Source organism: Kitasatospora sp. NPDC028961, assembly GCF_055564815.1.
This window is the reverse complement of the sequence record NZ_JBVHVO010000025.1, coordinates 53,191-72,796: the sequence shown is the minus strand read 5'-3', so window position 1 is coordinate 72,796 and position 19,606 is coordinate 53,191. Positions and strand designations below refer to the sequence as shown.

Below are 19,606 nucleotides of genomic sequence, written 5' to 3'. Positions count from 1 at the left end.
TCCGGGTTCCACACATGTTTCAACGAGCGCACACAGTCGGGGTTCCGAACGCGGCGCCGGCGCGGCCGTGTCCGGCGACGGCGCAGCCGGTGCGCGGAGCGGCGCCCGGGGCGGCGACAGGGCGGTGTACGGAGGGCCGTTCGTGGCGAAGGCCGGGGCGCCCGGGCCCCCGGAGGGGCCGGCCCACCGGGCGACGGCCGCGCGGACCGCGGGCCCGCCGGCGGCGCGGGCGGGAGGGGCGCCCGCCGCTCGCGGGCGCCCCCGGCTCACGCCCGTTCGTCCGCCGGCCAGTGCGCGCCGCCCTCCAGCAGCTCGACCTCGTCGCCGAGCCGGAGCGTGCCGAGCACGTCGCCCCCGACGCCGGCCGGGCGCTCGGGGATCAGGTTCTGCCCGAACGAGGCCTTCTTCAGCAGCCGGTGGTGCCGGGCCAGGGTTCGCAGTGGCTCGGGGCCGCGCCGCTCGCCGCTCTCCTGGTCGGTGGTGGTGACCACGCAGCGCCCGCACGGCTTGACCACCTTGAAGGTCAACTCGCCGATCCGGATCCGGCGCCAGCCGTCCTCGGCCCACGGCTCGCTGCCGGAGACGACCACGTTGGGGCGGAACCGGGCCATCGGGAGCACCTCGTGGCCCTCCGGGTGCTCCTGTGCGATCAGCGCGTTGAGCCGGTCCAGCGAGGCGGTGGTGGTGAGCAGCAGCGGGAAGCCGTCGGCCATCGAGACGGTGTCGCCGGGCCCGCCGAACTTCGGGTCGACCGGGCGGGCCCGGGGGTCGTCCAGGTGCACCAGCCGGTAGTCGCCGGTCAGCTGTTCGGCGATCCAGAGCTGGGCTTCCTTGGCGGCCTCGGCGGCGTGGAACCGGGTGCCCCAGACCTCGACCTCGGCGAGCGGGTCGCCGGCGGCGGCGCCGGGCGCCGGAACCTCGATCCGGGAGCCGCCGGGTGCGGTCAGCACCAGCGTGCCGTCGGCGGCCGGTTCGGCGCGGATCAGACCGACGGCGGTGTCGTCGCGCTGGCTGACGAAGCGCCCGGTGGCGTCCACCAGCATCCAGCGCCGGTCGCCGGCCAGCCCCCACGGCTCGACCTGGGCATGCTCGGGGCTCAGGCGGTACATCGACTTGACGGGGTGGATGTGGAGTCCGGTGAGCAGCATCCCCCCATCCTGCCAGCTCCCCCCGGGAGCCCGGCGTCCCACCCTCCGCGGCCGCCCGGGGCCGGAACGCGCACGGACCGCCCGGACGCCGTGGGGTGGCGGTCCGGGCGGTCCGTGGATGACCCGTTTCTCCGTACGCCCGGCGCGGGATGACGTCGGGATCGTGCTCAGGTGCTGCGGGCGGGGGCCGGGTGGGGCCGGCCGGGGGTGTCGGTCAGTAGCCCTGCCCCTGGGGCTGGTAGCCCTGCTGGAACTGGGCGGGCTCGCCGTACGGGCCCGGACGCTGCGGCTGCATCGGGCGGACCGGGGCGACCGGGGTGACGGCCGGGCGCAGCTGCGCGCCGCCGAACCCCTGCTCGCCGCCCTGGCCCTGGTAGCCGCCACCGTTCTGGCCCGGGGTGCCGAAGGACTGCTGGCCGCCGAAGCTCTGCTGCCCGCCGAAGCTCTGCGGGCCACCGTGCGGCTGACCGCCGCCGTGCGGCTGGCCGCCGAAGGAGCCGGGCGCGCCCATCGGCTGCGCGCCGAAGGTCTGCTGGCCGCCCTGGCCGGCGCCGACGAAGGTGTTCTGGCCGCCGAAGCTCTGGCCGCCGGAGGGCTGGAAGGCGCCGCCGCCGGTGGCCTGCGAGAAGCCGGGGGCGGGGGCCTGCGGCCGCTGCGCGGACAGGTACGGCTGGGGGGCGCCGTAGCCGGGGGCGGGCGGCTGGGGCGCGGAGGCGTACGCCGGTGCGGGCTGCGCCGGGATGTATGCCGTGGCGGGGCCGGCGGAGGGAGCGCTGCTCGGGCCGGGGCCCAGGGCGAGGCGCGCGGGCGGCAGCGCGGGGAGGTTGCTGCCGGGGGTGTCGTACCCGGTCGCGTACCGGTTCTCGTAGGACTGGCCGAGGCTTGATCCGTAACCGGACGACAGTGCCGGCGGCAGGGCGGCCGGCACGTTGATGGGCGCGATCTGCGGGACACCGCGCTCTGCGACGAGGCTGTCGTAGATGGGCGTGCCGGAGGAGAAGGACGGAGGGGGGTAGCCGACTCCGTCGTAGGAGCGGGGCGAGGTCATGGGGCATACGGTAAGCCCACAATGCGCCTGCTGAGGAGAGTGGGAGGGCGAGCAGTTCGAGTGTTTACACAGTCTTCGCTCGCACAAAAGTTTCGAAAGTGCGAAGAACGGACATTCCGGCGACGACTTCCGGCCAGCTTCGGACCGGGGTGCACGGTCGAACAGAGCCCGGACTGGGCTGGTGAAGCCCCGTGCGGTGACGGGCCGGTGGACGGTTCCGGGCCGGGCGAAGAAACTTTTGCGGTCAGGGCGTGCGCCGGCGCATTCAAGCCCCCGCCGACTGCGCGGCGAGGGCTCGTGAATGTTTCGGGGATAAAGTCACGGTGAGAGCCGGCGGGCGTGGCAGAACCCGAGGTCAGCGCACCTGGAGCGGCTCCGCCGCGGACTGCGCCGGGAAGCCCGGCCGACCGGCCACCTCGGAGGTGCAGAACGAGCAGCGCACCGCCGCCGCCGGGATCGGGCTCAGGCACTCCGGGCAGTCCGCCTTGGCCATCGGGGCGGGCTTGGCGCCGTCCAGCCGGGCCTGCAGCCGGCCGACCGGGACCACCACGATGAAGTAGATCACCGCGGCCACCAGCACGAAGCTGATCAGCGCGTTCACGAAGACGCCGTACGGGAAGTCCGTCCCGGCCACCGCGAAGGTCTTCTGGGTGAAGTCGCCGACGGCGCCGCTCGCGACCCCGATGAGCGGGGTGAGGAACGCCGTGACGAACCCGGTGACGACAGCGGTGAACGCCGCACCGATGACGATGCCGACCGCGAGGTCCACGACGTTTCCGCGCAGCAGGAAGCTGCGGAATCCCTTGAGCACCGGGTGACTCCAAATCCGTACGGGGGAGGGTGAGATGGGACCGCGGGCCCCGGCCGGACATCCTGCCGACCGGGCGGGGCCGCGGTCCAACCGCGTTCACCCGATCCGCCTAACGGGACGCGGCCCGGTCAGGCGGCGCGCAGACGCTCCGCGTACGGCTGGATCCGGACTACCGCTCCGGCGATCCGGCGTACCGTGGGCGCGTCCATCTGGGTCCAGAGCGGCACCGTCAGCACCGAGTCCGCCAGCCGGTCGGTCAGCGGGAGCGACTCGGCCTGGCCGAGGTGGGCGTAGGCCCGCTGGCGCTGCACCGGCGGGTGGAAGTAGCGTCGCGAGTCGATGCCCTCCGCCCTGAGCGCGTCGGCGAGTTGGCGCGCGCTGAGCCCGAACGCCGCGGCGTCCAGGATGAGCGTGAGGTCCTTGAAGGTGGACACGTCGCCGTCCTCCGGCAGGGCCAGCCGCAGCCCCGGCAGTCCGGCGGTCACGGCGGCGAACTCGGCGACGAGTGTGCCCCGGTGGACCACCCGTTCGGGCAGCCCGGCCAGCCAGTTGAGACCGACGGCGGCGTGCAGCTCGCTCATTCGGGCATTCAGGCCGGGGAACAGCGTGTCGTAGTCGCCCGGGTTGCCGTAGTCGCGGGCGGTGCGCAGCCGTCGGGCGAGCGCGGCGTCCCGGGTGGCGACCAGGCCGCCCTCACCGGCCACCGCGACCTTGGTGGGGCTCATCGAGAACACCTCGGCGTAGCCGAAGTTGCCGATCGGCACACCGCGGCGGCTGCTGCCGAAGCCGTGCGCGGAGTCGTACACCAGCGGCACGCCGGTCGCGTCGGCGACCTCCTGGAGGCGCTCCACCTGGCAGGGCGTGCCGTACACGTGGGTGGCCATCAGCGCGGCCGGGCGGTCGGCGGCGGCGAGCCGGGCGGCGGCGTCCTCGGGGTCCAGGGTGATGTCCCGCTCACGGGCCTCGGCGAACACCGGGGTGCCGCCGGCCCAGTGCGCGGCGTGGGCGGTGGCGGAGAAGGTGAAGCCGGGCATCACCACCGGCCGGCCGTCGGCCACACCGGCCGCCTGGAGCACCAGCATCAGGCCGGCGGTGCAGTTGGAGACGGCCACCACGTGCGGCACGTCCAGCAGTTCGGCGGCGGCCTCCTCCAGCTCGGCGACGGTGCGGCCGTTGGTCAGTTGCCCGCTGTCCAGGACGGCGCCGAGCCGCTCCAGCAGGGCGGCGCGGTCCGGGACCTGGACGCGGGTGAGCGGGAGCCCCTCCGGGAAGGCGGGCGTGCCGCCGAGGGCGGCGGGCAGGGCAAGGGTGTCGGTGGTCATCAGATACCTCCGTGGATAGTCCGGTGCTCGCCGGTGGCGGGGGAGTGCGAACGGGCGGTGGTGTCCGCGAGGTCGGCGGAGCCCTGGAACCGGGCGCCGGGGACGGGCCAGAGCCCGGGCGGGGGGAGGGGTCAGGGCGCGGTGGATCCCCCTCGGGACGGCGCCGCCTCCCCGGGCTCCCGTCCGCCGAGCCGGACGGGGTGGGGCCCGGGCGGCCGCCGCTGCCCGCCCCACTGCCCCGGCGCCACCCGCCAGACCGGCGGCGGTCGGCGCTCGGCGGCCCCCCGGGCGGCGGTGGAGGCGGCCGGGACGACCAGCAGGACCAGCACCAGGGGCAGTACCTGGACGCGTTCGCGGGACAGGATGCCCATGTTGTTGATGGTCGAGAAGGCCCAGCAGAACAGCAGCGTGTAGACGGTGGTGAAGGCGACGTAGGACCGCTGCACGAAGAGCCGCGGCACTCTGCTGAGCTGCGGCCAGCTCCGGATGAACATCACCAGCAGGGCGAAGCACTCCACCGACTGGATCAGGTTCTGGATGTTCGAGGCCTCGAAGGGGAACGGCCGGAAGAGCACGCTGACCACGGCGACCGGCAGCCCGGCCGGATTCAGGCTGAAACGCGGCGCGGCCTCCTCCGGGGCGGTCGCGCTGATCATCGAGTTGCCCTGGCTGGTACGCCGCGAGGTCTCCGAGAGCACCTGGTTGACGGCGTCGCCGCCGGTGCCGTCGGTACCGAAGAAGGTCGAGACCTGTTGCAGCATCAGCACCGCCATCGCGCCGAGCACCACGGCGGTCAGGATGGTCCGCAGCGGTCCGAGCGCGCTGGCCTGCCGCGGCCGCTTGCGCAGCACGTAGGCGACCAGCAGGCCGGCCCCGGCGAGCGCGGTGACGTGCGGGCGGACCATCGCGGTGCCGACCGAGCCGAGCGCGATGCAGGCGAAGGCGCCGAACCGGCGGTCCAGCAGCCGGGCGGTCCCGTAGGTGGTCAGGCCCAGGCAGAACATCATCCAGGCGTCCTTACCGATGCTGGACGGCCAGAACAGCAGCGAGGGCAGGAAGAAGACCAGCTTGGCGTACTTGCGGGTGTCCGCCTCGGGGAAGGCGATCTGCAGGGCCCGCCAGAACAGCAGCAGTCCCCAGAAGCCCAGCCAGGAGAAGACCAGGAAGCCACCGATCAGCGACGGCCCGGTGATCGCGTAGACCACCCCGGTGACGATGATGACGAACCCGGTGCCGGCGACCTTCATCCCGAGGTCGTAGTGCACGCCGGCCAGCAGGTCGGCCTGCCCCAGGTAGGTGGCGAGTTCGGCGCCCTTCTGGTGGTACATCTTGGCGTCGGCCGCGCCGCCGTACAGCACGAAGGCCATCAGGTAGCGGGGGAAGGCGCAGAGCAGCTTGGCGGTCATGGCCAGCACCAGCAGCCGGAACACGTCCCGCTCGGGGTTGGCGGCGGCGATCCGGGCCAGGACCGGGGTGCCGACGGCCATCAGCACCGGCAGGACCAGCAGCGCGCCCCAGGTGTCGTACGAGGTGTGCACCATGGCGACGACGAAGAGCGCGACGTAGGCCGTCACCAGGGTGGCGGCGACGGCGGACGGCCAGGGCACCCGGGCCCGGACGGCGGCGACGGCGGACGGCCGGGGTGTGCGGCGCGGCACGGCCCGAGCCGGAGCCGGCCGGGGCATCAGAAGACCTCCAGGTCACCGAGGGTGAACCGCCAGTCGGGCAGGGTCAGTGCGGTCCGGCCGGTCGGGGTGCGCGCGGCGAGCGTCATCCCGGTGCGGGGGGCCCGCAGGAAGCCGGAGCGCAGCGCCGCGGCGGCGGCCTCGGTGCCGGGGGAGAGGTGCGTGGCGACGTGGTCGCAGCCGGACTCGCGGGCGGCGGCGCGCAGCAGCCGGGCGGCGCTGTCCCGGTCGCCGGGGCGGACCAGGACGTCGGCGAGGGTGAACTCGGCGAGCGGGCCGCGGCGTCGGGGCCGGCCGACGGCCAGGCCGGTCAGCTCGCCGCCCCGGTGGCAGGTGAGGACGCGGTAGTCCAGGCCGGGGGCCTCGCCGTAGCGCCAGCGCAGGAACTCCGGGGTGCGGAGCACGGCGAGGCGGGGGTCGGCGCGGTCGGCGGCGGCCCGTTCGCGCAGCAGCTCGGCCAGCGGGCCGTCGGCGCCGGCCATCGGGTCGCCGGCGGGGCCTCCGGAGGAGCCGGTGGCCGCGTCGGGAGCGGCCCGGCCGGCGGTCGGGTTCTGGCGGTCGGCGGTGGTCGGGCCGTCGGGAGCGGCCCGGTCGGCGGTCCGGGGCGGGTCGGGGAGCGTCACGCGGTCGGCGAACCACGACCGGGCGGTGGGCAGCCCGCAGGCCGGTGGCGCGGCCGCACCGGCCGGGGTGCGGGCCAGCGCCGCCCGCACGCCGCGGGCGAACGCGGCCGGGCGGACCGGGCGCAGGGCCACCGGTACCCGGCCGAGTTCCTGCCAGCCCATCGTCCGGTACCCGGGCAGGCTGTTCCCGTTGGGCGTGTTGAAGACCAACTCGGCCTCACCGGCGACCTGTCCGAGCAGGTCCAGGGTGAGCCGGCGGAAGATCCCGCGGCCCTGGAAGTCCGGGTGGGTCGCGGTGTCCACCGGCCGGACGGCGGTGACGGTACGGCCGGTGGAGCCCTCGTGCCACTGCCAGCGCAGGAACAGCCGCACGCCCGCGAGCCGCCCCTGCGGGGTCTCGGCGACCAGGCCGGGGCTGGCGCCGAAGGGCCCCAGCCGGTGCTTCCAGCCGAAGAAGTCGGCGGTGCGGGTGCCGGTGGGGCCGCCGGCCAGGGAGGCGGTCAGCAGGTCGAGCACCGCGGGGAGGTCGTCCTCCGCGAGCGGGCGGAACGTCAGCTCGGCAGGGGCGGGCAGGGCACTCACGTCCGGACTCGCTCTCCGTTCGGTGGTAGCAGCCTTCGGGGGACCAGGGGGCTCAGCGCCGCAGCACCTTCTCGTACACCGCCTCCACGGCCCGCTGGGCGCCCGCGACGTCGAAGCGGGCGGAGCGCTCCCGCGCCGCCGCCCCGAGGCGTTCCCGCAGCTCCGGGTCGTCGGCCAGCCGGCCGAGCGCGGCGGCCAGGGCGACCGGGTCACCGGGCTCCACCAGGAGGCCCTGCTCGCCGTCGTCGAGCACCTCCGGCATGCCGCCGACCCGGGTGACCACGGCCGGCAGGCCGCTGGTCATCGCCTCCATCAGGGCGACCGGCAGGCCTTCCTGACGGGAACTCAGGGTGAAGACGTCCAGTCCCGGCAGCAGCGCGGGGACGTCCGGGCGGGAGCCGGTGAACAGCACGCTGTCGGTCACGCCTAGCTCGGCGGCCCGGGCCCGCAGCCGCTCGTCCAGCGGCCCGGCGCCGATCACCACCAGCCGGACCGGCGGTCGGCCGCGGCACAGCTCGGCATGGGCGGCGAGCAGCGTGGACTGGTCCTTCTTCGGTGTCAGGTTGCCGACCGTGCCGACCACGAACGCGTCCTGCGGCAGGCCGAGTCCGGCCCGCGCGGCGGCCCGGGCGGCCGGTCCCTGCGGGGCGCCGGCCAGGTCCGGGCCGTGGTGCACCACGTGCACCCAGGCACCGGGTCGGCGGCGCGCGGCCGGGATGGTCCGCTCGACGGCGTGCGAGACGGCGATCACCGCGTCGTTGCGCCGGTAGGTCAGGGCGTTGGCCCAGCGGGTGGCCGGGCGGTAGCGGTCCCAGACGTTGTGCTCGGTGTGGACCAGGCGCGGCCCGCCCCCGCCGCCGAGCCCGTAGGACAGCAGCCGGGCGGCGGTGGCCGGGACGGGCATGTGGGTGTGCACCAGGCCGTAACCGCGGTCGGCGAGCAGGCGGCGCAGCCGCAGCGGCCAGCGCGGGTCGGCCCGGCCGGGCGCGCCCGGCACGCCGCCCAGGCAGTGCACCCGCACCCCGGCCTCGGTGAGCGCGGGGGCGAGCGCGTCCTTCCAGGGCAGTACGTAGGCGACCTCGACCTCGTAGCGCGAAGCGTCCACCTGGCGGGCGCAGTTGAGCAGCAGCTGCTCGGCGCCCCCGCGGCCGAGGCCCTTGGCCAGCCAGAGCACCCGGGTGCGTCCGGTCACCGCTCCTCCGCCTCGCGCAGCAGGGCCGGCTCGCCCGGGTCGCCGCCGACCGCACCGGCCTTGGGGCCGTGGCCGTTGACGCCCGGACCGGCGTCGGGGCGGGTCCGGCCCGGTCCGGCGGTGTCACGCCGGGCCCAGCTCGGCGCCGCCCGCTCGGAACCCCGCTCGGTGCCCCACTCGGCACCCCGGTCGGTGCCCCGGTCCGCACTCCGGGCCGCGCCCCACTCGGGCCCCCGGTCCCGGCCCCGCTCCAGGGCCCGGTCGGGGGCCCGGTCCACTGCCGGCGCGGCCGGGCGCGGCAGGGTGGACGGGGCGGCCCGGCCGCCCGGTGCCGCCGGTCCGCCGACCGGGCCGGTGCGCCGGCGCCGTCCGCCCGGGCCGAAGCTGGCGAGCAGCGCCACCCCGGCCACCGGCACCCCGGTCCGGGAGAGCAACTCGGCGACCCGGTCCGCCTGTTCGGGCGTCACATTGCCGCTGCGCACGGTGACCAGTACCGCGTCGGCGTGCTGGACCAGGTCGTAGGCGTCGTTGGCGTGCAGCAGCGGCGAGGTGTCCACCAGGATCACGTCGGCGTGGCGGCGGGCCCGGCGCAGGACTTCGGCGGCGCGCAGCACCAGTGCGGCCGGGTAGGCGGTGGTGTTGCCGCCGGTGATCAGCGAGACGCCCGCCACGTTGGTCGGCCGGATCAGGTCGTCCAGCTCGCCGAGCCGCTCGCCGCTGAGCAGCTCGGCCATCCCCGGACCGCCGCCCACGCCGAGGTGGGCGTGCAGCTGCGGGTGGCGGAAGTCGCAGTCCAGGACGAGCACTTCGCGACCGGTCTCGGCGAGCGCGGCGGCCAGGTTGGCGACGGTGGTGGTCCGTCCGTCCCCGCTGCCGCCGGAGGCCACCAGCACCACGGGTGCCGGGTCGGCGTGCCGGCGCGGGGCGGGCTCGGCGTGCTCCCACTCGGCGGGCCCGGCGGCCGAACGGCCGAGCGCGTCCGGCCCGGTGAGCAGCAGGGTGGAGCGCAGCGAGCGGTACGCCTCGGCGGCCGGGTCCGAGGGGCGGGCCCGGACCAGCGGCTCGCGCAACCGCCGCAGCCGGCGGGAGAGTTGCGGCACCTCGCCGATCACCGGCAGGTTGAAGCCCTCCTCGACGGCGTTGCGGGTGCGCAGCCGGGTGTCCATCCGGCTGAGCATCAGCGCGGCGACCACGCCGAGGCCGAGGCCGAGCGCGACCGCCAGGCCCAGTCGGACGTTCCGGCTGGGGGAGGAGAGCAGGTTGCCGGCGTTCTGCCGGGCGTCGATGCTGCCCCACTGCTGGATGGCGTCGGTCTGGGCGCCGTTCTGCAGCTTGCTGATGGCGGTCAGCGTGGCGGTCAGCGAGGTGGACGCGGCGGTCAGCTTGGGCTGGAGCTTCGGCTGGTCGCCGGCCGAGGAGCGGTTGAACTGCTGCTGGATGTCGTCGAGTTGCTTCTGCTGGGCGTCCGCCTGCGCCTGCAGCCTCCGGATCGTCTCGGCGGCACTCTTGGCGGACTCGTCGCTGAAGCCCTTGATGATCGCGGCCGAGTAGGCGGCCGCGAGGTCGGAACAGGACTGCTGGGTCGGCCCGGTGGTGGCGATCGAGAGCATCTGGGCGCTGTCGGCCGTCACGGTCCGGCGGGCGATCACGGCGGCGGCGTCGCCGATGCCGAGCTGGTGGGCCGCCGCCGTCGCGACGTCCGAACCCTGCGCGTACGAGAGCACCTGGTCGGCCCGCACGGTGTCGCCGGCCCCCGCGACCGGCGTGATGGCGACCTTGCACTTCCATTTGGCGTTGTCCACCGTGTCACCGGTGGGGGTCAGCAGCCAGCCGACGACGAGTGCGGCGAGCGTGCAGCCGACGAGCAGCCGCCAGTATCGCCGCAGGACGGTGAAGTGGTTTGCCGGTTCCACCGGTGGGATCCCCTCGCGTTCGTGGTGCGGTGGTGCTGGTGAGCTCCCCTCGGGAGCGCGGCGGTCCGGGTGCTGCTGCCTCTGTCTGTCCTGCGCCACGCTCTCGGCCCGGTGGAATCCCTCGCCCGATGTCGCAACTCGCCCCCTGACGAACCGCTGCCCGACCCGCCCCCCTGACGGCTCGCTCCCCGCCGACCCGCCCCCGGCGGCGCAGCGGTGCCGGGCCCCGGCCGGCCCGGTCGGGGCCGCGCCCTCGCCCACGCCGGCCACGCACGCCGCGCACCGGCCCCCGGTCCTCCTGCGATGCTTGCCGAGCCCCGACGTGCGGCGCAACCGCTTTGGCGATACTGGGACCGCCCGATGGCCGGGCGGCGCCCGGGACCGACGGGATCCCGTCAGATCGTGCGCAGGCGCAGGGAGCGCTCGTAGAACCCGACCATCTGCGCCGACACCTGGTGCAGGGTGAACGAGGTGAGGAACCGCGCCCGCGCCGACTTCGCCCGCACCCGGGCCGAGGCACGGTCCTGCACCGTGTCGACCAGCGCCGCCGCCAGCGCGGCCGGCTGCTCCGCCGGCACCAGCCGGGCGTAGTCCTCCGAGCCCACCGTCTCGCGCAGCGCCGGCACGTCCGCGCAGACCAGCGGCACGCCGACGCCCATCGCCTCCATCGCCGCGCTGCCCAGCCCCTCCCAGCGGGACGGCACGGCGAACGCGTCGGACGCGGCCATCAGGTCGAAGACGTCGCCGCGCGGCCCGAGGAAGCGCACACCGCCCGCCGCCTCGGCGAGGGCCGTGAGCCGGGCCGTCTCGGTGCCCTCGCTGCCGGCCAGCAGCAGCACCGCGTCCGGCTCCGCCCGCAGGACCGCCGGCCAGGCCTCCAACAGCACGTCCAGGCCCTTCTGGTACTGCTGGCGGGCGGCCGCGAGCACCACCGGCGCGTCCTGCGGCAGGCCCAGCGCGGCCCGGACGGCGGCCCGCCGCTCCGGGGTGACGGTGCCCAGCAGCTCCGGGTCCCGCCCGCGCGGCACCACATCGATCCGCTCCCGCGGCACCCGCAGCCGCTGCGCCATCGCGCCTGCGACGTGCCTGGTGAGGGCGTGGAACCGGCGGGTGCCCTGGGCGGTCACGGCGTCCACCGTCTGGGCGGCCCGCACCTTCCAGGGGCTGAGGCCGCGCGCGTTGAGGTGCTCCGGCCCGTACGCCGAGTTCACCAGGCTGGAGACCACCGGCGTACGCGCCGACAGCGCGGCGGCCCGGCCGAGGACGTCCGACTCGTACAGCGTGGTGTGGACGAGGTCCGGGCGGCGTTCGCGGACCAGCCCGCGCAGCGCGGCGAGCGTCCGCCCCCGGGTGGCCCGGCCGACGCCGAAGACATCAGCGCCCGCTCCGGTCAGCTCCGGCTGGAAGCCCCCGGGCGAGTCCTTGAGGTACGCGACGTCCAGCTTCACCCCGGACCGCACCAGTTGGGGGGCCATCGCCACCAGGCCCTGCTCGGCCCCGCCGACCCGGCTCACGCTGTCGATCACATAGAGCACATGCACAGGCCAACCCCCGCCCTCCGGGGCGCGGCCGGTCTCCCGTGCCGGTCGGCACCCTGACTGCCGATCAGCATCGCAGGTGGCGCCGCCCGCCCGCCAGGTATTCGGCCAGGAGCCTCCCGCCGCCCCGGGCGGTCGGGGGCGGCCAGGGGCGCGCACCGGGGCGCGCGCCCGACGCCGGCGGCGTACGACGGCACCCGACCGGCGTCCGACAGGGGTAACCGCGCTGGCGCACGGGCCACCGCCGGGTTGCGCGAAGGGGCTGCCCCGGACGCCCCCCTGTGCCAAGGTCGTTCCCATGCCCGACGCGACACCGGCGAAGACGGCCGGAACCCGCCCCCGCATCCTGCACGTGATCACCGACCCGCGCCGCCGCGGCGCCCAGAACCTCGCCCGGGACCTGCACCGGGAACTGCGCCGCCGCGGCCAGGCCTCCGCCCTGCGGGCCCTCGCCCCGCACCCCGACGCGGCCCCCGACGCACCCGACACCCTCGCCACCACCGTGCTCGGTCGCGCCCGGCTGCACCCCGCCACCCTGCTCGCGCTCCGCGCCGCCGCGCGCACCGCCGACGTGGTCGTCGCGCACGGCTCCGCCACCCTCCCCGCCTGTGCCCTCGCCCTGGCCGGCACTCGCACCCCGTTCGTCTACGTCTCCATCGGCGACCCCCGGCACTGGACGGCGAGCCCGCTGCGCCGGCTGCGCACCGGCGCCCTGCTGCACCGCGCGGCCGCCGTCACCGCGCTCGCCGACGAGGCCCGCACCCTGCTGCAGGAGCGCTTCCGACTGCCCGCCGGCAAGGTCCGCACCATCCCCAACGCCCGCGCCGCCGACGGCTACCCGCCTGCCGGGAGCGAGCGCGAGCGGCGCGCGGCCCGGCAGGCGCTCGGCCTGCCCGCCGAGGGTCTGCTGGTCGCCTGGATCGGCGCGATCGCCCCGGAGAAGCGGCTCGACCTCGCCCTCGACGCGCTCGACCGGCTCCCCGACGTCCGCCTCGCGGTGGCCGGCGACGGCCCGCAGCGCGCCGCCCTGGAACGGCACCCGGCCGCCGCCCGGGCCCAGTTCCTCGGCACCCTCGCCGACCCGGCCCCGCTCTACCGGGCCGCCGACGCCCTGCTGCTCACCAGCGACAGCGAGGGCGTCCCCGGCGTCCTGATCGAGTCGGCGCTGGCCGGGCTGCCCGCCGTCGCCACCGACGTCGGCTGGGTCCGCTCGGTGGTCCGTGACGGCGCCACCGGCGCGCTGGTCGCTCCCGGGGACCCGGTCGCGCTCGCCGAGGCGCTGGCCAAGGTGCTGGCCGGCGACCGGACGGCGCTCGGCGCGGCCGCCCGGGAGCACGTGCTGGCGCACTGCGAACTCGGCGTGGTGGCCGACGCCTGGCAGCGGCTCTTCACCGACCTGTGCGGCCGCTGACCCGCGCGGACGGCAGGCGCCGGCCCCGGGCCGGTCCGCCGGTGCGGACGCCGTCCGCGCCGCCATTCGCACCGGCCCCCGGGCCGGGCTGCGCCGATCGGGCGAATCGCGGCCCGGCCCCCTCGGGGCGAGTGGCCGTCGACGATCCGTCACCGCCACACTGCCCGGTGTGAAATCGCTGCTGAGGTCCACCGTCCTGCTCGCCGTCGCGACCGGGATCGCCGCGTCCCCCGTCCAGGCCGGCGCGGCCACCACCCACCAACCGTCCCGCGAGGGCTCCCAGTCCGTCCGCGTCGACCAGCTGAAGCCGGTGCGCGAGAGCGCCCGCACCGAGGCCGTCGAGTTCTTCTGGTACGACTGCGGCCACTCCCAGCAGCTGGAGCAGCCGCTCCAGGCCTGGGCCGAGAAGCACCGCTCCGACGTCAACCTGCGCCGGGTGCCCGCGATCTGGCCGGGCAGCCCCGAGGAGCGCACGCAGCGCGGCCACGCGCGGCTCTACTACACCCTGGAGCGCCTCGGCCTGGTCGAGCGCCTCCAGACCAGTGCCTTCCGCGCCGTCCACACCGACGACAAGGACCTCACCACCGAGGACCCCGCCACCGACTGGGCGGTGCGCCAGGGCGTCGACGAGCGGACCTTCCGGGACGCCTACCGCTCCGACGACGTGCGGCGGGCCGTCGACGACGCCGCCGCGATGTTCGTCCAGAACAAGATCAACGAGCTGCCCACGGTGATCGTCCAGGGCGAGGAGCGCACCACGCCGACCCGGGCCGGCGGTGTCTCCGCGATGCCCGACGCCCTCGACCGGCTGGTCGAGCAGGACCAGCAGCGCCACCCCCGCGGCTGACCCCTCTCCCGACCGACCGATCACCTTCACCGAACCGACCCCCGGCGACCACACTCTGTGCCAGAGTGGACGCCGGGCCGCGCCGCCGGAATCGAGAACTGCCGTGGTGGCGGGCCTACTTCTCGATACCGGCGGTACCGGAGAGGGCAGGGGTCCGTGGGGGGACAACGCGCGCAGCTCGTCGACGAGCGCGACAGCCAGACATCGGCCGCGTCGTGGCGGCCCGCGGTCGCCGACGGGCCGCCACCCGACCTGGTCTTCAAGCGACGGCTGCGCCCCGCACAGGTGGCCCGGGAGCTGTGGGGCGCGCGGGAGCTGGTGCGGGCCCTGGCCGAGCGCGACCTGCGCGCCCGCTACAAGCAGGCGGTGCTCGGCTTCGCCTGGGCGGTGCTGACCCCGCTGGCGCTCTGCGCCATCTTCACCCTGGTGTTCCACCGCGCCGTGAAGATCGACACCGGCGCGGTGTCCTACCCGCTCTTCGCCTACGTCGGCCTGATCGTCTGGCAGTTCTTCAGCAACACGATGAACCAGGGCGCGCTGAGCCTGGCCAACAACCTCAGCCTGCTGAACAAGGTCTACTGCCCGCGCGAGGTCTTCCCGCTGGCCACCATGCTGGTCGCCAGCGTGGACATGGTGATCGGCGTCGGTGTGCTCGGCCTGCTCTTCCTGATCTTCTGGACCGCCCCGGCCGTCACCTTCCTCTGGGTGCTGCCGCTGCTGCTCATCCAGTTCGCCTTCACCTACGGCGTCGCGCTGATCCTCTCGGTCGCCGTGGTCTACCTGCGCGACGTCCGCCACCTGCTGCCGATTATCACGCAGATGGGCGTCTTCGCCACCCCCGTCGCGTACCCGCTGGCGCAGATCCCGCAGCGCCTCCAGGAGATCTACGTCGGCTTCAACCCGCTGGGCGCCGTCATCGAGGGCTACCGCGGCGCCCTGCTGTACGGCGACGCGCCGGACGTCACGCTCACCTCGATCGCCGCGGTCTCCTCGCTGGTGTTCCTGGTCGGCGGCTACCTGCTGTTCAAGAAGCTGGAGACGGGGATCGCCGATGTCGCCTAGCCCGACGCACCCCCTGGGGACCATCCGCACCGACCGGGTGTGGAAGCGCTTCAAGGCCGACCAGCAGCGGATGCTGCTGCGCGACAAGGTCGACTCGATGGCCCGTCGGCTCCGCGGTGAGAAGGGCGAGGAGTGGCGCTGGGCGCTGCGCGACATCAGCCTGCACATCGAGCCGGGCGAGTCGGTCGGGCTGATCGGCTCCAACGGCTCCGGCAAGTCCACGCTGCTGAAGATGCTGACCCGGGTGATGTACCCGTACGGCGGCGTGATCGACGTGCGCGGCCGGATCGGCGCCCTGATCGAGATCAGGGCCGGCATCCACCCCGACCTGACGGGCCGGGAGAACATCTACCTGTTCGGCGCGTTGCTCGGCCTGCGCCGCCGGGAGGTGGCCGGCCGCTTCGACGACATCGTGGAGTTCGCCCGGCTCGGCGGTGCGATCGACCGGCAGGTGAAGTTCTACTCCTCCGGCATGCAGATGCGCCTCGGCTTCGCCGTCGCCGCCTACCTGGAGCCCCATGTGCTGCTGGTGGACGAGGTGTTGGCGGTCGGCGACGCCGTGTTCCAGCAGCGCTGCCTGGACCGGATGCGCGAGGTGGCCGAGCAGGGCACCACCATCGTCTTCGTCTCCCACGACCTGCCCGCCGTCGAGTCCATCTGCCGGCGCGGGATCTGGCTGGAGCAGGGTTCGGTGCGGGTGGACGCGGGCATCAAGGACGCCATGGCGGGCTACCGGGACTCCATCGAGGCGCAGTCGGAGTCCGGCGGCCGCACCGGCGAACCGCTGCGACTGCTCGAGCACGCCGTCCGGGGCGAGGACCGCGACAGCCTGACCACCGACGAGCCGATGACGGTCGAACTGACCCTCGGCGGCGACTACCGGGGGGACGCCACGCTGCACCTGGGCGTCAGCGAGGGCACCTCCAGTCCGATCTTCCAGATCAGCCACGAAGTCCGGCTCACCGGGGAGGACCACCAGGTCGCCTGCGTGATCCCCCGGCTGCCGCTGCCGCGCGGCCGCTACACGCTCTGGGCCGGCGTCTACAGCATCGGCCGGACCGACGGCGGTACCCTGATGAGCTGGCACTCGGTCGGCCAGTTCGACGTGTTCGGACCGATGCTGGACTCGCCGCCGCGCGCGGTGGTGCTGGCCGCGCCGGTGTTCGTCCCGCACCACTGGGAGGAGTGACCCGTGAGCCCGGTCCGGGTGCTGGTCCACCTCAACAACCTCGCCCTGGGCGGCGCCCAGCTCAACGCGGTCGACATCGCCCGAACCCTGCGCGACCGCGGCCACGATCCGGTGCTGTTCGCCCAGGGGGTCGCGGGCCCGGCCCCGCTGCTCGACGTCGCGGCCGGCCACGGCCTGGACGTGGTGGTCGCGGGCGGGCCCGACACCCCGCGCGCGGACGTCCGCCGCCGGCTCGGCCGGCTGGCCGCCGAGCACGGCAGCCAGCTGCTGCACGCCTGGGAGGTCCGGGCGGCGCGCAACTCCTACTTCGGGCCCGGGCGTTACGGCCGTCTGCCGCTGGTCACCACGTTCTACGGGATCCGGATGCTGCGCGGCCTGCCCCGGCACCAGCCGCTGGTGCTCGGCCTCGGCGCCCTGCTGGGGGACGGCCGGGCCTTCGGGCACCAGGACGTCAGCCTGATCGAGCCGCCGGTCAACACCGCCACCGACGCGCCGGGCCGGGGGGACGGCGCCGCGTTCCGTCGTGAACACGGCATTCGGGACGACGAGTTGCTGCTCGCGATCGTCACCCGGCTGGTCCCCGCGCTGGAGAAGGACGCCGGCGCCGAGCTCACCGTCGAAGCCGTCCGGCAGCTCGACGACCCGCGGGTGCGGCTGGTCGTCGTCGGCGCCGGCCCCAGCCTGGAGCGGCTGCGCACCCGCGCAGCCTCGGCCAATGCCGCGCTCGGCCGCCAAGCCGTGCTGGTGCCGGGGCAGTTGGCCGACCCGCGGCCGGCCTACGACGCCGCCGACATCGTGCTCGGCATGGGCGGATCGGCGCTGCGCGGCCTGGCCTTCGCCAAACCGGTCGTCGTCCACGGCGCGGCCGGCTACACCGCCGTCCACGAGCCGGGCCCGCTGGTCGAACCGCACGCCTCGCGCTGCATGTACGGCTTCGGCGACGGCTCGCGCGTGCCCGATCCGCTGGTGGACCAGCTCCGCGGGCTGCTCGACGACCCGGACCGCCGGGCGCGGCTGGGCGCCTGGGGCCGGGAGTGGGTGGACGGGCGGTTCTCGCTGGACGGCGTCACCACCGCCTTCGAGGACCTGTACGCCCGGGTGCTGGCCCGCCCGGCGCGGGTGACCGGCTGGCTGAAGGACCTGGAGCAGATGACCAGGTACGAGTTCACCAAGCCGGCCGCCCTGCGGCTGCTGGGGCGGTGACCCAGGCGGGCCCGCCCGCCTGCCGCCCGGTCCGGCGCCGCGTGGTCCGGCTCGGGCCCGCCCGCCGCTCCGTCCGGCGCCGGGCAGACCGCGGGCCGGACGGCTAGCGACGCAGCAGCAGGGTGACGAAGCCCAGCGTGCCCCGGTAGCCGTGCAGCCACTCGGCGCGGTGCCGGTCGACGGCTTCGCGGGCGGCCGCCGCGTCCTGGTGGTCCGGGTTGTCCAGCGCCCACTGGGCGAGCGAGCCCGTCCAGGAGAACTCGTAGTCGTCCCACTCCTGGAGGCTGCTGACGTAGCCGTACACCGGGGTCCAGCCCGCCGCGATCACCCGGTCCGTGGTGGTCGCCAGGTCCGCGAACTCGTCCCGGGTCGCACCCAAGCCGTCCAGCGCGGCCTGGGTGGGCTCGCGCTCCCAGAAGCCGTCGCCGACCATGACCAGGCCGCCCGGCGCCAGGTGCTCGCGGGCCGCCGCGAGCGTCGGCAGCAGCCCGCCGAAGGCGTGTGTCGCCCCGATGTTCAGCACCAGGTCGAACGGCTCCCGCGAGCTGAACTCCTCCGCGCTCTGGTGGTGCAGGCCGAGCCGGCGCTCCACGCCGAGCGCCTCCGCGGTCTGCCGGGCCCGAGTGAGGGCCGCGGCGTCGAGGTCCACCCCGACCGCCTGCCAGTGCGGGCGCGCGGTCAACGCCCGGACCAGCCAGCCGCCTTCCCCGCAGCCGAGGTCCAGGGCCCGGCCGGCGTCGGTGTGTTCGGTGGCCCGGGCCAGCAGCCGGGCCACCGACTCGTCGGTGATCGGCGCGGCGATGGGGTGATGGACATGGGCGAGGCGGGAGATTGTCTGACGATCCATTTGATCATTGTGGACCAGTCGCGCTCAGTACGTGCGGCCTTTCCAGGCCGCCCCGCGGCCGCGCCAGTGCTGCACCGCCGAGTCGACCGTCATCAGCAGGTACAGCGACGCCGTGAACGGCAGCAGCAACGCGGCCGGCGCCGGCTGCCGGTAGTAGCGCAGCATCGGGAGGAAGGTCCCCGTCATCAGGGCCCAGGCCGCGCCGCCCGCCGCGGCCACCGCGCCGTGCCCGGCGGCCAGCCCGGCGACGGTGGCCACCGGCGGCACCAGGTAGACCAGCGTCAGCCCCAGCACCGTCCCGGCCAGCAGGAGCGGGGAGTGCCGCAGCTGGGCGTAGGCGCTGCGCGAGACCATCCGCCACAGCTGGGCGAGCCGGGGATAGGGGCGGACGCTGTCCACCCGCTCGGCCAGTCCGAGCCAGATCCGGCCGCCGGCCGCCTTCACCGCACGGGCCAGCGACACGTCGTCGATCACCGCGCCCCGGATCGCCGCCACCCCGCCCGCGCGCTCCAGCGCCTCCCGCCGCACCAGCGAGCAGCCGCCCGCGGCGGCGGCCGTCCGGGCCCCGGGCCGGTTGCTGCGGCGGAACGGGTACAGCTGGGCGAAGAAGTAGACGAAGGCCGGCACGATCAGGCGCTCCCAGCCGGTCTCCACCCGCAGCCGGGCCATCTGCGAGACGAGGTCCCGCCGGTCGCTCTCGGCGGCGGCCACCAACTCGGCGAGCGAGTCCGGGCCGTGCGCGATGTCCGCGTCGGTGAGCAGCAGGTACTCGACGTCCGGGCCGGCCAGCTCCACCCCGTGCCGCAGCGCCCACAGCTTGCCGGTCCAGCCGGGCGGCAGCGGGGGAGGGGTGGTGACGGTCAGTTCCAGGCCCCCGGGCCCGGCGAGCGCGGCCGCCAGCGCTCCGGTGCCGTCCGAGCTGTGGTCGTCCACCAGGATCACCCGGGCCCGCCCCGGGTACTTCTGCGCGAGCAGGCCCGGCAGGCTGAGCGGCAGCACCTCCGCCTCGTCCCGGGCCGGCACCACCACCGCGACCTGCGGCCAGCGGACCGGTGGCCGGCGCGGCGGCAGCCGCACGTCGGTGCGCCAGAACAGCCCGTGGCAGCAGGCCAGCCAGAGCCAGACCAGCAGGGAGAGGACGGCGATCCACAGCAGGACGGTCACCCGGGCAGTCTGCCGCACCCG

General features: G+C 75.4%; 15 protein-coding genes and 1 pseudogene. 5 read left to right on the top strand and 11 right to left on the bottom strand.

What is annotated here, in order from left to right:
- Window positions 1-266: 266 nt before the first annotated feature.
- The 9 genes and pseudogenes from ACZ4UX_RS29795 to ACZ4UX_RS29755 all read right to left on the bottom strand — a co-directional run bounded on the left by ACZ4UX_RS29795 (window position 267) and on the right by ACZ4UX_RS29755 (window position 11,859).
- Window positions 267-1,148, bottom strand: coding sequence for an MOSC domain-containing protein (locus tag ACZ4UX_RS29795; protein ID WP_465708899.1), 882 nt, complete (start codon window positions 1,146-1,148; stop codon window positions 267-269).
- 622 nt (window positions 1,149-1,770) lie between these two features.
- Window positions 1,771-2,196 (bottom strand): annotated as a pseudogene (locus ACZ4UX_RS29790) (DUF6643 family protein); the annotation flags it as partial.
- Between the two features lie 355 nt (window positions 2,197-2,551).
- Window positions 2,552-3,007 (bottom strand): large conductance mechanosensitive channel protein MscL, encoded by a 456-nt coding sequence (gene mscL, locus ACZ4UX_RS29785; protein WP_465708898.1) that lies wholly within the window; start codon window positions 3,005-3,007, stop codon window positions 2,552-2,554.
- 128 nt (window positions 3,008-3,135) lie between these two features.
- Window positions 3,136-4,329, bottom strand: a complete 1,194-nt coding sequence (locus ACZ4UX_RS29780; protein ID WP_465708897.1) for a DegT/DnrJ/EryC1/StrS family aminotransferase — start codon at window positions 4,327-4,329, stop codon at window positions 3,136-3,138.
- 131 nt (window positions 4,330-4,460) lie between these two features.
- On the bottom strand, window positions 4,461-5,987 hold the full coding sequence (locus ACZ4UX_RS29775; RefSeq protein ID WP_465708896.1) for a hypothetical protein: 1,527 nt from the start codon (window positions 5,985-5,987) through the stop codon (window positions 4,461-4,463).
- 26 nt (window positions 5,988-6,013) lie between these two features.
- The gene (locus tag ACZ4UX_RS29770) at window positions 6,014-7,219 is read right to left on the bottom strand and encodes a GNAT family N-acetyltransferase (protein WP_465708895.1); all 1,206 of its coding nucleotides are present in this window, start codon (window positions 7,217-7,219) and stop codon (window positions 6,014-6,016) included.
- Between the two features lie 52 nt (window positions 7,220-7,271).
- Complete coding sequence (locus ACZ4UX_RS29765; RefSeq protein WP_465708894.1) at window positions 7,272-8,411, bottom strand: glycosyltransferase; 1,140 nt, start codon at window positions 8,409-8,411, stop codon at window positions 7,272-7,274.
- Complete coding sequence (locus ACZ4UX_RS29760; RefSeq protein ID WP_465708893.1) at window positions 8,408-10,324, bottom strand: polysaccharide biosynthesis tyrosine autokinase; 1,917 nt, start codon at window positions 10,322-10,324, stop codon at window positions 8,408-8,410. The genes ACZ4UX_RS29765 and ACZ4UX_RS29760 overlap by 4 nt, the downstream gene beginning before the upstream one ends.
- A gap of 395 nt (window positions 10,325-10,719) precedes the next feature.
- The gene (locus tag ACZ4UX_RS29755) at window positions 10,720-11,859 is read right to left on the bottom strand and encodes a glycosyltransferase family 4 protein (protein ID WP_396491330.1); all 1,140 of its coding nucleotides are present in this window, start codon (window positions 11,857-11,859) and stop codon (window positions 10,720-10,722) included.
- 301 nt (window positions 11,860-12,160) lie between these two features.
- Between ACZ4UX_RS29755 and ACZ4UX_RS29750 the strand changes: the two genes are divergently transcribed.
- From ACZ4UX_RS29750 to ACZ4UX_RS29730, 5 genes are all read left to right on the top strand, one after another.
- Window positions 12,161-13,273 carry a glycosyltransferase family 4 protein gene (locus ACZ4UX_RS29750; RefSeq protein WP_359808406.1) on the top strand — a complete coding sequence of 371 codons (1,113 nt, stop codon included), beginning with the start codon at window positions 12,161-12,163 and terminating at the stop codon, window positions 13,271-13,273.
- 169 nt (window positions 13,274-13,442) lie between these two features.
- Window positions 13,443-14,120 carry a thiol:disulfide interchange protein DsbA/DsbL gene (locus ACZ4UX_RS29745; protein WP_465708892.1) on the top strand — a complete coding sequence of 226 codons (678 nt, stop codon included), beginning with the start codon at window positions 13,443-13,445 and terminating at the stop codon, window positions 14,118-14,120.
- A gap of 156 nt (window positions 14,121-14,276) precedes the next feature.
- Complete coding sequence (locus ACZ4UX_RS29740) at window positions 14,277-15,182, top strand: ABC transporter permease (RefSeq protein WP_329490818.1); 906 nt, start codon at window positions 14,277-14,279, stop codon at window positions 15,180-15,182.
- A complete protein-coding gene (locus ACZ4UX_RS29735; protein ID WP_396491331.1) occupies window positions 15,172-16,371 on the top strand; it encodes an ABC transporter ATP-binding protein in 1,200 nt (399 codons plus the stop codon). Before ACZ4UX_RS29740 ends, ACZ4UX_RS29735 begins: the two co-directional genes overlap by 11 nt.
- Before the next feature lie 3 nt (window positions 16,372-16,374).
- The gene (locus ACZ4UX_RS29730; protein ID WP_329490820.1) at window positions 16,375-17,574 is read left to right on the top strand and encodes a glycosyltransferase family 4 protein; all 1,200 of its coding nucleotides are present in this window, start codon (window positions 16,375-16,377) and stop codon (window positions 17,572-17,574) included.
- Between the two features lie 103 nt (window positions 17,575-17,677).
- On the opposite strand, the gene ACZ4UX_RS29725 is transcribed toward ACZ4UX_RS29730, so the two are convergent.
- On the bottom strand, window positions 17,678-18,421 hold the full coding sequence (locus ACZ4UX_RS29725; RefSeq protein ID WP_465708891.1) for an SAM-dependent methyltransferase: 744 nt from the start codon (window positions 18,419-18,421) through the stop codon (window positions 17,678-17,680).
- Between the two features lie 24 nt (window positions 18,422-18,445).
- Window positions 18,446-19,585, bottom strand: a complete 1,140-nt coding sequence (locus ACZ4UX_RS29720) for a glycosyltransferase (RefSeq protein WP_359808398.1) — start codon at window positions 19,583-19,585, stop codon at window positions 18,446-18,448.
- Window positions 19,586-19,606: the final 21 nt, after the last annotated feature.